This window comes from Pelomonas margarita, assembly GCF_043555875.1.
In the GTDB taxonomy this organism is placed as follows: domain Bacteria; phylum Pseudomonadota; class Gammaproteobacteria; order Burkholderiales; family Burkholderiaceae_C; genus Pelomonas; species Pelomonas margarita.
Genome location: NZ_JBIGHW010000002.1, coordinates 183856 through 196416 on the forward strand (window position 1 = coordinate 183856; position 12561 = coordinate 196416).

The 12561-nt window shown below is 70.2% G+C and carries 8 protein-coding genes; 4 read left to right on the top strand and 4 right to left on the bottom strand.

Annotation, left to right across the window (positions count from 1 at the left end):
- The first annotated feature begins 87 nt into the window (after window positions 1-87).
- The 3 genes from ACG0Z3_RS04415 (at window position 88) to ACG0Z3_RS04425 (ending at window position 3731) form a co-directional block, all read left to right on the top strand.
- Window positions 88-1158, top strand: coding sequence for a sensor histidine kinase (locus ACG0Z3_RS04415; RefSeq protein ID WP_394395665.1), 1071 nt, complete (start codon window positions 88-90; stop codon window positions 1156-1158).
- Window positions 1155-1922, top strand: coding sequence for a LytR/AlgR family response regulator transcription factor (locus ACG0Z3_RS04420; RefSeq protein ID WP_394395666.1), 768 nt, complete (start codon window positions 1155-1157; stop codon window positions 1920-1922). The genes ACG0Z3_RS04415 and ACG0Z3_RS04420 overlap by 4 nt, the downstream gene beginning before the upstream one ends.
- Window positions 1923-2009: 87 nt before the next feature.
- Window positions 2010-3731: a M14 family metallopeptidase gene (locus ACG0Z3_RS04425; protein WP_394395669.1), complete on the top strand. Its 1722-nt coding sequence runs from the start codon at window positions 2010-2012 to the stop codon at window positions 3729-3731.
- Here the strand turns inward: ACG0Z3_RS04425 and ACG0Z3_RS04430 are convergent, their stop codons facing one another.
- A complete protein-coding gene (locus tag ACG0Z3_RS04430; protein ID WP_394395670.1) occupies window positions 3732-4397 on the bottom strand; it encodes an alpha/beta hydrolase family protein in 666 nt (221 codons plus the stop codon). It lies immediately after the preceding gene.
- A 354-nt stretch (window positions 4398-4751) separates the two neighbouring features.
- Here ACG0Z3_RS04430 and ACG0Z3_RS04435 point away from each other — a divergent pair, with 354 nt between their 5' ends.
- Complete coding sequence (locus tag ACG0Z3_RS04435) at window positions 4752-7574, top strand: TonB-dependent receptor plug domain-containing protein (protein ID WP_394395671.1); 2823 nt, start codon at window positions 4752-4754, stop codon at window positions 7572-7574.
- A gap of 102 nt (window positions 7575-7676) precedes the next feature.
- On the opposite strand, the gene ACG0Z3_RS04440 is transcribed toward ACG0Z3_RS04435, so the two are convergent.
- The 3 genes from ACG0Z3_RS04440 to pyrF are packed head-to-tail and all read right to left on the bottom strand — an operon-like array spanning window position 7677 to window position 12529.
- Window positions 7677-8393 carry a queuosine precursor transporter gene (locus tag ACG0Z3_RS04440; RefSeq protein ID WP_394395673.1) on the bottom strand — a complete coding sequence of 239 codons (717 nt, stop codon included), beginning with the start codon at window positions 8391-8393 and terminating at the stop codon, window positions 7677-7679.
- A 30-nt stretch (window positions 8394-8423) separates the two neighbouring features.
- Window positions 8424-11723: a PAS domain-containing hybrid sensor histidine kinase/response regulator gene (locus ACG0Z3_RS04445; protein ID WP_394395675.1), complete on the bottom strand. Its 3300-nt coding sequence runs from the start codon at window positions 11721-11723 to the stop codon at window positions 8424-8426.
- A gap of 2 nt (window positions 11724-11725) precedes the next feature.
- A complete protein-coding gene (gene pyrF, locus ACG0Z3_RS04450) occupies window positions 11726-12529 on the bottom strand; it encodes an orotidine-5'-phosphate decarboxylase (RefSeq protein WP_394395678.1) in 804 nt (267 codons plus the stop codon).
- Between the last annotated feature and the right edge of the window lie 32 nt (window positions 12530-12561).

The window sequence follows — 12561 nt, forward strand, 5'->3', positions numbered from 1 at the left end:
TCGGTCGAACAACCATTCAAGCGCGGGATTCCGCCATTCGCCGCACGCCTGGCGGCGCCACGCCCGGGGGCTTCTAGACTGCCCGCCATGACTTCGCCGTCCCGCCTAAGCCGCTGGCTCGCCACCGATTGCTCGCAGTGGTTCTACCCCGGCCCGCGCCGCAGCTTCACGCCCGAAGAGATGGCGCGCGGCGGCAGCCAGCCCTGGCCCACCACGCTGGACCGCTACGCGCTGTTCAACGCCGTCGTGCTGCTGAGCGCGGGGTTTGTCGGCCAGCCGCCCCTGCGGGCCGGCCTGCAGCTGGGCTTGGGCCTGTTACTGACAGGCGTGGCCCTGGCCGGGGCGCGCTCGCTGTGGCGCCACCCGACCCGGGCGCGGCTGAACCTGTACAGCTATGTCGGCGGCCTGTCATTCATGGCGGCGCTGGCCCTGGCGCTACGCGTCGGCGATCGCGAGACGATCAAGGACGCGCTGCCGCACACGGGCTGGGTTTTCGTGGCGGTGATTTCCGCGTGGTGGGCGCTGACCGTCTTCCGCGCGCACCAGATCGACGCCCGGCTGCGCGAGCTCGACGAGCAGGACGCCGCGCTGCGCCTGTCCACCCGCTTGGCGGCCGCACAGATCCAGCCGCACTTCCTGTTCAACACGCTGGCCTCGCTGCAGCACTGGGTGGACACGGGCGACGCCCGCGCCGCGCCGCTGCTGCGCGACTTCACCGGCTACCTGCGCGCCACGCTGCCGATGTTCGAGCGCGAGCAGCAGCCGCTTGCTGACGAGATGGCCATGGTGCAGCGCTATCTGGCCATCATGCAGGCACGCTTGGGCAGGCGGCTGGGCTACACGCTGGACATCGCGCCCGACGTGGCCGCCACCGAGCTGCCACCTGGCCTGGTGCTGACGCTGGTGGAGAACGCCATCGCCCACGGCATCGAGCCGCAGCTCAGCGGTGGCCACGTCACGGTGCGGGCCGCGCGCGACGGCGGGGCCGTGCGCATCCAGGTGGCCGACGACGGCCCCGGCCTGGCGCCCGGCTGGCGCGACGGCGTGGGTCTGGCCAACACCCGCCGCCGACTGCACCACGCCCAGCCGCTTGCCACGCTGGCGCTGACCGACCACCACCCCGGCTGCCTGGCCACGCTGACCCTGCCCCACCCATGAACCTGACCGCCCTGATCGCCGACGACGAAGAAGCCCCCCGCGAACAATTGCGCATCGCGCTGGCCCGGCTTTGGCCTGAGCTGCAGATCGTGGCGACCAGCGCCAATGGCGTGGAGGCCTGGGACGACTGCCTCGCCCATGAGCCGGCCATCGCCTTCCTGGACATCCGCATGCCGGGCCTGACCGGGCTGGACGTGGCGCGGCGGCTGGCGGCGCTGGCCACGCCACCGCTGATCGTGTTCGTCACGGCCTATGACGACCACGCGCTCGCCGCGTTCGATGCCGGCGCGGTGGACTACGTGCTCAAGCCCGTGGACGACGCCAGGCTGGCGCAGACGCTGGCGCGGCTGAAGGCCCGCGTGCAGGCCCAGGCGCCCGCCACGGCGCCGGACACCACCGCGCTGCAACGCCTGCTGGCCAGCCTGCCCCAGGCCCGGCCCGCACCGCGCCCCATCCAGGCCAGCCTGGGCCGCGAGGTGCAGCTGATCCCGCCTGAGGAGGTCATCTATTTCGAGGCCGATGCACGCTACACCCGCGTGGTGCACGAGGGCGGCGAGGCGCTGATCCGCACGCCGCTGCGCGAGCTGCTGGCCCAGCTGGACCCCGACCAGTTCTGGCAGATCCACCGCAGCGTGCTGGTCAACAGCCGCTGCATCGCCCGCGCGGTGCGGGTGGACGAGGGCACCATGGTCATCACGCTGCGCGGCCGGGAGGAGAAGCTGCCGGTGTCCCGGCAATTCCAGGCCCTGTTCAAAGGCCAGTAGAAACCCTGGGCGGGCGCTGCGGGCGGCTCCGCACAATCGCGGCCTTCATCCCCAAGCTTGGGGATTCACGCCGCCCACGGATCGCCGATGACCCTGTCCCTGCCCACGCCGCGCTTCGACCATTTCTACCGCCACGACGAGCTCACCTCGCTGCTCTTCGCCTACGCCGAGGCCCGGCCCAATCTGGTGTCGGTGCGATCCATCGGCAAGAGCTACGAGGGCCGCGACATCTGGGTCGTCGTGGTCACGAACCTGGCCAGTGGCATGGACATCGACAAGCCGGCGCTGTGGGTGGACGGGAACATCCACGCCGCCGAGCTGACCGCCTCCACCACCTGCCTGTACTACCTGCACCAGCTGCTGCAGCTGCATGGCGGCACGTCGCCCGAGGCCGTGCAGGTGAACCGCCTGCTGGACACGCGCACCCTGTACCTGGTGCCGCGCCTGAACCCCGACGGCGCCGAGCTGGCGCTGTTGCCGAGGCCGCGCCACATCCGCAGCTCCACGCGCGCCTACCCCTACACCGAGGAGCCGGTGGACGGCCTGACCGTGGAGGACGTGGACGGTGACGGCCGCATCCTGACCATGCGCGTGCCCGACCCGCATGGCGGCTACAAGAAGCACGCCACCGAGCCGCGCCTGATGGTGCCGCGCGAGCCGGGCGAGTTCGGCGGCGAGTACTACCGCCTCATCCCCGAGGGCTTCATCAAGAACCACGACGGGCTGACCGTGAAGGTCAATCCCGACCGCGAAGGCCTGGACCTGAACCGCAACTTCCCTGGCGACTGGCGCCAGGAGTTCCAGCAGCTGGGCGCCGGCCCCTACCCCACCAGCGAGCCCGAGGTGCGGGCCATGGTGGAGTTCATCACCGGCCATCCCAACATCGGCGCGGCGTTGAGCTTCCACACCCATAGCGGCGTCATCCTGCGCCCCTGCGGCACGCGCCCCGACAAGGACATGACGCCCGAGGACCTGTGGCTGTTCCAGCAGTTCTCGGCGCTGGGCGAGAAGCACTCGGGCTACCCGGCCATCAGCATCTATGAGGACTTCCGCTACCACCCCAAGGACGTCATCACCGGCACGCAGGACTGGGTCTACGAGCACCTGGGCGCGCTGTTCTGGGTGGTGGAGCTGTGGTCGCCCAAGAAGGAGGCCGGCGTGGACGACACGGGCGGCTGGATCGACTGGTACCGCAGCCACCCGGTGGAGGACGACCTCAAGCTGCTGAAGTGGAGCGACGAGCAGTGCGGCGGCCAGGCGCATGTGGACTGGACGCCCTTCCAGCACCCGCAGCTGGGCGCCGTGGAGATCGGCGGCTGGGACAAGATGAACTACTGGCGCAACCCGCCGCCCGCGCTGCGCGAGCGCGAGGCCGCGCGCTTCCCGGCCTGGATGACGCAGATCGCGATGAGCCTGCCCAAGCTGGAGCTGATCCGCACCGAGGTGCGCGCGTTGGGGCCCGACATGTGGCGCGTGCGCCTGGCCGTGGCCAACGCCGGCTACCTGCCGGCCTACGTGACGCAGCGCGCGCTCGAGCGCAAGACCGTCCGCGGCGTGATGTTCGAGATCCACATGCCCAGCGGCGACCCGTCGATCAGCCTGGTCAGTGGCAAGGAGCGCATGGAAGGCCCGCAGCTGGAAGGCCACGCGCCCAAGCAGAGCCAGCTGGCCTTCTTGGCCAACAAGCAGCCCACGGCCGACCGCGCCGTGGCCGAGTGGGTGGTGCGCGCGCCGGTGGGCACGCGGCTGGCGCTCAGCGCCAGCGCCGAGCGGGCCGGCGTGGTGCGGACCGAGGTGGTGCTGGACTGATCAGCTGACGGGCCGCTCGTTTTCTTGCGCGGCCAGCAGCGCCTCGCGCCACAGCCGCGCGGGGATGAAGGTACGCAGCTGCTCCATGGCCTTGTCGACCATCGCCGGGTGCAGGCCATGGTCCAGGTGCGGCAGCAGGTCGGCCGTGACGTCGGCGCCCAGGTCCACCAGCGCCTGGGCGGCGTCCACCACATGGCGGGACGGGAAACGCTGGTCCGCGAGCCCGTGGACGAGGTGCACGCAGACGTCCTGCGGCGCATGGCCGGGTCGGGACAGGTAGCCGCCTGCCAGCGCCAGCACGCGGCCGGCCAGCGCGGCCTCGGCCTGCACCGCCTCCAGCGCCAGCAACGCGCCCTCGCCCACCCCGGCCAGCGCCACGCGCTGCCACGGCAGGCCCAGCCGGGCGGCTTCCGCCCGCAGGCGCTCGATCAGCACCGGCAGCGCCGCCGCCACGCCCTCGGGGCTGGGCGCGTCACCCGTCCACCAGCGGCAGCGGCCTTCGCCATCCCGCAGCGGCGGATGCAGCGTCAGCGTGACGGCCTGGGGGTACTGTGCCTGCAACGCGGCCGCCAGCGGGGCCAGCGTGTCCGGGCCATCAGGGGCGATGCCGCCGTCGGGCAGCAGGGCGAACAACAGGTCGGGGCCGGCAGGGTCTTGAGCATTCATTGGACCGATTGTCGGCCCGGCGCCAGCCTGGCCGCTCGCCCCGCCCCCCCCGCGGCCAGCGACACCGCACCAGACACGTCGACATGAGACTTGTCGTGCGACCACCACAACAACACACATCCAATCGACATCTTGTTGGCCAATGGCCTCTGACAAATTCACCGCCAAAACGCTTTTGCATGGATTTAATCCCGTTGCCCAATCCATTTTTGGCGAGCAATTTTTTACGAACCAGTCAAACAAGTTCCGACAAGCCTGCGGAGGCTGTCAATAGGCACTGCCGCCTGGGTACGCCCCCGCCCAGACGGGCACAGACTCGCGCGCTTCAAATTCTTCAACCCGTCGCACCCCCGCATGACTGCTTCTCGACGCCTTCCCAAGCTGGCCGCCACCCTGACGGCCCTGGCCGCCCAAGCCTGCTGCCTGCACGCCATTGCCCAGGCCCCCGCCGCGCCGCAACAACTGGAACGCGTCGAGGTGACCGGCTCCAACATCAAGCGCCTGTCTGCAGAAACCGCGTCGCCGGTGCAGGTCTACACGCGCTCGGACGTCAAGCAGACCGGCGCCAACACCGTGCGCCAGGTGCTGGACACCATCACCGCCACCACGACGACCGAGCTGCGTGACGATGGCAACTCCAGCAGCTTCGCGGCCGGCGCCAGCGGCGCCTCGCTGCGCGGCCTGGGCAAGAGCGCCACGTTGGTGCTGCTGAATGGCCGCCGCGTCGCCTACTTCCCGCTGGCCGACGGCGCCAAGGAAACCTTCGTCAACACCGACGCCATCCCGGCCGACGCCATCGAGCGCATCGAGGTTCTGAAGGACGGCGCCTCCGCCATCTACGGCTCCGACGCCATGGCCGGCGTCATCAACATCATCACGCGCCGCGACTACCAGGGCGTGGGCATGAGCGCCTCGTACCAGACCTCCACCTCGCCCGCCGTGCGCAAGGAAAAGACCGTCGGCCTCGTCGCCGGCTGGGGCGACATGGCCAAGGACCGCTTCAACGTGCTGGCCAACCTTGAGCTGTACGAGCGCGACGGCTATTTCCTGAGCGACGTGATCTCGGCCTACCCGGCCTGGCACAAGAGCATCTACAGCCCGGCGTTCGGCGACCCCAGCCTGGCATCCCACCCCGGCAACCTGATCCGCGGCACGGTGAGCCCGACCACCGGCCTGTTCAGCCAGGCCAGCAGCAACTTCCGCGTGCCCGTGAGCACCTGCGCGGCCTCGCAGAAGAACAGCGCCGGCGCCTGCACGACCGACATCAACGGCCTGAACCAGTACTCCGACCCGGCCAAGCGCCTGAACCTGTTCTCGGCCGCCCGCGTGGCCCTGGGCAACGAGATGGAAGCCTTCGCCGAAGTCTCCTACTCGAAGACCAAGACCGAGTACCTGGACCTGCCCTTCGGCATGAACGCCCCAGGCACGGCCTATCGCTGGTTCGACGGCTACGCCCGCAAGGTGCAGGTCGTGCAGAAGCCGCTGCTGGCCGCCAACAACCCGGCCAACACCACCGGCGCACCGGCCGGCCTGGAATACCGCTTCATGGACAACACCGGCATGTGGGCCGTGCCCGCCGAGGCTGACCAGTACCGCGCCCTCGTCGGCGTGCGTGGCGTGTTCCGCAACTGGGACTGGGAAGCCACCCTCGGCCGCATCGGCGCCGACGGCGTGAAGCAAGGCATCGGCGCGCACCGCACCGAGTTCATCAACGCGATCAGCAGCGGCGAATACAAGATCGGCGGCACCAACTCCCAGGCGCTGCTGGACCGCATGTTCCAGCGCAACGAGCTGCGTGGCCGCAACTCGCAGAACGTGGCCGACTTCAAGGCCAGCGGCGAGATCTTCCAGCTGCCGGCCGGCCCGGCCCTGCTGGCCGTGGGCGCCGAGGTGCGCGACGAGAGCCTGCGCATCAAGTCCAGCCAGAACCTGCTGAACGCCGAGATCATCAGCCGCGGCTCGGTGTGGGTGGAGGGCGAGCGCAAGCTGTACGCCGCCTTCGCCGAACTGGAAGCGCCCATCGTCAAGGGCCTGACCGCCAACGGCGCCGTGCGCCTGGACAAGGCCACCGGCTTCGACAGCCACGTCTCGCCCAAGCTGTCGCTGCGCTACGAAGCGCTGCCCGGCAAGCTGCTGCTGCGCGGCACCGTGGGCACCGGCTTCCGCGCGCCCAACATCCCCGAGACGCTGGGCATCGTGGGCCTGACCGGCTTTTTCAACCAGACCGTGGACCCCAAGCGCTGCGCCACGGCCACACAGATCCGCGACATCCTGCGCACCGGCGACGCCAACGACCGCGCTGACGCGACGGCGGCCTACAACTCGGGCTGCTCGGTCTCTGTTCCCGCCATGATTTCGGCCAACCCGTCGGTCAAGCCCGAGCTGTCGCGCTCGGCGACGGTGGGCTTCGTGTTCGACCCGATCAAGGAACTCTCCATCGCGATGGACTACTTCCGCATCGAGCGCCGCGACGAGATCTCCTACCGCGACCCCGACTACGTGCTGGCCCGCGAAGGCCAGGCCGGCTACCAGGACCTGGTCGCCCGCGCGCCCATCAGCTCCACCGACCTGCAGCGCGCCGCCCGCGCGAACACGCTGAAGCCGGGTTCCAACATCAACTGGGCCGCCGGTGACCTGATCACGCTGCTGCTGCAGTACGAAAACTTCGGCAAGTCGCTGGTGTCGGGCCTGGACCTGGACGTGAAGGGCCGCTTCAACCTGGGCGACCAGATGGTCTACAACAGCAGCCTCACGGCCACCTACATGCTGACGCAGAAGGAGTGGGACATCGACGCCGGCGCCTACCGCCCCAACCGCGTGGGCCTGCGCAACGCCCCGCGCCTGCGCATGGTGTGGGCCAACTCGCTGAGCATCGGCAGCTGGACGCCGTCGCTGCGCCTGAACTACACGTCCAAGATGGCGCTGAACAACGACGAGACGGACGTCGCGTCGTGGAGCGAGGCCGCCTGCCGCGCCCGCCTGAACCCGGGCGACCTGCAGTGCTACCGCACGGACGACCTGCGCATGGACCTGGGCCTGCGCTACACCGGCTTCAAGAACCTGGCGCTGACGGCCAACATCAACAACGCGCTGGGCACCGACCTGCCGGTCAACCTGCGCGACGGCTACACCTGGCGTCCGCGCACGGTGAAGGTCAGCGCCGAATACAAGTTCTGATCCTGACCCGCGCAAGGCACCCGGCTTCCCAGCCGGGAGATGCCAACAAGAAGGGGCGTGCCTGGCACGCCCCTTTTTCATGCCGCCCGGCGCAACGCGCCGTCAGACCTTCAACGTGAACGGGTTGAAGTTGGTGTCGCGGTCGTAGTGGTCCAGGCCCTCGGCCCGCTTCAGGAAGGTGACGAAGCGCGCCGTGACCGGGAACAGCACCGCCTCCCACACCAGCTTGAAGCAGTACTGCGCGACGAACACCGCCAGCAGCTGCTCCTGCGGCCAGATGCCCCAGAAGGCGATGCTCAGGAACAGGCCTGTGTCCAGCAGCTGGCCCACCGCCGTGGAGCCGACGATACGTGCCCACAGGTAGCGGCCGCGGGTGGCCACCTTCATCTTGGCCATCACGAAGCTGTTGGCGAAGCTGCCGGCGGCGAACGCGATCATGGACGCGGCGACCACGCGCCAGGTGTTGCCGAACATGGCCTCGACATGGGCCTGGTAGCCATCCATGAAGGCGTTCTGCGCCGGCGGCAGGTGCACGATGACGAAGGCCATGAAGGCCGCGAACAGCAACGCGCCGAAGCCCGCCCACACGACGCGCCGGTCCCGGCCGTAGCCGTACACCTCGGTCAGCACGTCGCCGAAGATGTAGCTGATGGGGAAGAAGAACAGGTCGGCCCCGAAGGTCACCGTGCCCAGCAGCGGCAGCTCCAGCTGCGCCGCCTTGGCCGGCCCGATCAGGTTGGCGCACAGCAGCACGCAGACGCAGGCCGCCATGATCAAGTCGTAGTACTTGAAGCTGCGCTGTGGCGCGGTGACGTTCATGGGCTCCCTCCTGTTGGAGCCCGCATTGTGTCAATGCCTGGCGGTCAGTCGCAGCAGCGTCTGGTGCAGCTTGGGCGTGTCGATGGGCTTGGTCAGGAAGTCGTTCATGCCGGCCGCCAGCGCGTCGTCGCGCTCGGAGACCAGCGCAGCCGCCGTCAACGCAATGATGGGCAGCTCCTCGGCCGAGAAGTGCTTGCGCAGCTCGCGGGTGGCGTCGTGCCCGCCCATGACGGGCATCTGCACATCCATCAGCACGATGTCGAAGGGCTTGCCCACGCTGGCCGCCGCCAGCACGGCCTCGATGGCCTGGCGGCCGTCGCTGGCCTGCGCCACCTCCATACCCCATTGCTCCAGCTGGGCTACGGCGATCAGCATGTTGACGGGGTGATCCTCGGCGATCAGCACGCGCCGGCCATGCAGCGCGTCCGGCACCGCACGCGTCTCACGCGGCTGGTGGGCCATGGGCGCGGGCGCGCCGGGCAGCGGCAGCTCGGCCCAGAAGGTCGAGCCCTCGCCGACCACGCTGCGCACGCCCACCTCGCCGCCCATCAGCGTGGCCAGCTCGCGGCAGATGGACAGGCCCAGCCCCGTGCCGCCGAAGCGCCGCGTGGTGGACTCGTCTGCCTGCGTGAAGGGCTGGAACAGCCGCGCCTGCTGCTCGGCCGCGATGCCGGGGCCGGTGTCGCTGACCTCCACACGCACCCACTCGCCCACGCTGCCCTGGCTGTTGCAGGGCAGCGCCTTCACGCTGACGGCGATGCCGCCACGGTCGGTGAACTTCAGCGCGTTGGTCAGGTAGTTGGACAGGATCTGGCGCGTGCGCAGCGGGTCGCCGAACACCCAGCTGGGCAGGCCCGGGTCGATCTCGACGGCAAAGCTCAGCCCGCGCGCCTGCGCCAGCGTCAGGTAGGCCAGGCGGATGGAGGCCAGCAGCTCGCGCAGCGAGAAAGGCTGGGTCTCCAGCGTCAGGCGGCCGGCCTCGATCTTGGACAGGTCCAGGATGTCGGAGATCAGGCCCGACAGGCCCTCGGCGCTGTCCATCATCTGGTTGAGGTAGTCGCGCCGCTGCGTGTCGCTGATGTCGGGCTGCTGCGCCAGCCGCCCCAGGCCCAGCAGGCCGTTGAGCGGCGTGCGGATCTCGTGGCTGGTATTGGCAAGAAATGCGCTCTTGGCGCGGCTGGCGGCCTGGGCCTCGTCCTTGGCATGGGCGAGCTGGTCTTCCACGCGGCGGCGCTCGGTGATGTCCTCGATGATCCAGATGGTGCCGCCACGGCTGGGGTGCGCCGGGTCCACGGCCTGGGCCAGCAGCCGGGCCAGGAAGGTGGCGCCGTCACGGCGGCGCATGGTGCGCTCGGTCTCGACCTGCTCGCCGGCCGCCAGCGCCGCGCCCAGCTCGCCGTCCATGGCCTGCCAGTCCTCCACGCTGGGCCAGACCACGCTGCCATGCTGGCCGATCAGCGCGCCGCGCGTCCAGCCGAACATGGCCTCCACGCGCGGGTTGGCCAGCACGAACTGCTGGTCGCGCGTCAGCGCGATGCCGATGGAAGCGTTCTCCAGGATGGCGCCGTGCACGAGCCGCGTGCGCTCGCTCTCCGTCACGTCGCGCGCGTACAGCACCAGGTAGTTCTGGCCGTCCATCGCGAACGGCGCCACCGACACCAGCATGGACACCGTGCTGCCGTCCTTGCGCCGGAAGCTGATGGGCACGTTGCTGGCGATGCCGTCGCGGCGCACGGCCTCGCGGATGTGCTGCCGGTCCTGCGGGTGGTGCCAGATGCCGATGTCGTCGGCCGTGCGGCCCAGCACCTCGGAACTGCTCCAGCCCGTGAGGTGCTCGAAGGCCTTGTTCACCATCGCGTAGCGGCCGGTCTCGGCCTCGGTCAGCGTGATGACGTCGGGGCTGGTGGCTACCAGATGGCTCAGCAGGCCCTCGCTGCGCCGCAGCGCGTCCTGTGCGCGGCTCTGCTCGGTCTGGTCGGTGAAGAAGGTCAGCGTGGCCGGGCCCGACGCCGTCTCCACGCGCACGCTGGTGGCCTGCACCAGCCGGCGCCGGCGCGACAGCGTGCGCAGCCGGTATTCGGCCATGGGCTGCATGGCGCCGGGCGCCAGGCCCTCCAGCCGCGCGGCCTGCTGGCGGGCGGTCTCGTCGTCGCCCGGCTCGTAGTGGCTGAACAGGTCCTGCCCGATCATGCTGGAGCGCTGCGCGTAGCCGAACATGGCCATGGCCGCCGGGTTGGCGTCCACCACACGGCCCCAGCGGTGCAGCACCAGCGGGCTGGGCGAGCGGCGGAACAACTCGCGGTAGCGCGTCTCGTTGGCATGCGCGGTCTGCTCGGCGGTGACCTCGTGCGTCACGTCGCGGCCCACGCCCCAGTAGCCGCGGAAGTTGCCCTGCGCATCGAAGCGCGGCTCGCCGCTGATGGACACCCAGCGCGGGCTGCCGTCCAGGCCCGTGCGGCGCGCCACCATGCCGTGGAAGGGGCGGTGGGATTCGAGGTCGGCGCGGTGGGCGTCGAGCTCGTCGTCGTTCAGCCCCATGCCGTCGATTTCCCACGGCGTCTTGCCCAGGCGCGAACTCAGGTCCAGGCCCGAGCTGCCGGCCCGCTCCTCGGCCACGTGGGTGAAGCGGAACTCGCGGTCCATCTCCCAGTACCAGTCCACCGCCATGCCCAGCAGGCCGCGAAAGCGCGCCGTCCGCTCGTCAGCCTCGGCCAGCGAGCGCTGCACCATCCGCAGCAAGCCGAAGCCGGCGATCAGCCCCGCCCCCAGCAGGCAGAACTGCACCACCGTGCGCAGCAGCAGGCTGTTCATGGCCATGGGATGGGTGGCCCAGCCCATGGCCTCGGCGGCCGACATGCCGGCCAGCCCAACACCGGCCAGCCCGGCCAGCAGCAGGCCGGCGCGCAGCCCCAGCATGCCGGTGGCAAAGGCCACCACGGGGCCGGACAGCGCCAGGCTCAAGGCCCACAGGCCGAGGTCGCGCGACAAGGCCACGACGGACGGCAGCGACGTCACCAGCGCCATCATCAGCAGCGCCACGACCGGCCTCGACTCGCGACGCGTGCTGCGCGACAACACCAGCAGCCGCCCGAAGGCCAGCAGCGAGATCAGCACGGCCTGCGCGGGCGGCAGCCAGCCGTCCAGCCACTCGCTGGGCTGGCGCGTGTGCCAAAGCAACACGGCCACCGGCAGGAACACCGGGCCGCAGGCCAGCAGGAAGATGCGCGCGGCATGCCAGCGCATGCTGGTGGCCAGGCGCTCACGCTGCCGGTCTGCCGGCTCGGCGTGGCCGACGAGGCTGCTGAGGTGCTCGACCTCGCCGCGGCGCATGCTCAGCGCAGGCTCTGCCGGGTGGCCTCGGCCACGGCGCGGGCGCGTTCGGCGAAGTCGGCCCCATTGCTGGCGTACAGCACGGCGCGCGACGAATTGACCACCAGCGGCGCATCCCGGCCAGCGGCCTGCACGACCGAGGCTGCATCACCGCCCTGCGCGCCGACGCCCGGCACCAGCAGCGTCAGCGTGGGCGCCAGCTCGCGCACACGGGCAATCTCGGCGGGGTAGGTGGCGCCCACCACCAGGCCCAGCTGGCCGTTGCGGTTCCACTGGCTCTCGGCCAGGTGCGCGAGGTGCTCGAACAGCCGCGGCTGGCCCGGCACGTCGGCCAGGCGCTGCATCTGCCAGTCGTCGCCGCCCTTGTTGGACGTGCGGCACAGCAGGATGGCGCCCTTGCCCTCGTAGGCAAGGTAGGGCTCCACGCTGTCCAAGCCCATGAAGGGCGACAGCGTGACGGCATCGGCCTGGTAGCGCACGAAGGCCTCGCGGGCGTACTGCTCGGCCGTGGAGCCGATGTCGCCGCGCTTGGCGTCCAGGATGACGGGCACACCGGGCGCCACGTCGTGGATGTGGGCGATCAGGCGCTCCAGCTGCGCCTCGGCGCCGTGCGCGGCGAAATAGGCGATCTGCGGCTTGAAGGCGCAGACCAGGTCCTTGGTGGCGTCCACGATGGCGGCGCAGAAGTCGTAGAACTTGGCTGCATCGCCGGCCCAGGCGCCCGGCAGCTTGCCCGGCTCGGGGTCGAGGCCCACGCACAGGCGGGAATGAGGAGTCAGGGCTTGGAGTTGGTGGACGAAGTTCATGTCAGTGGCGGCCCCGGGCACAGGCGGTGCGC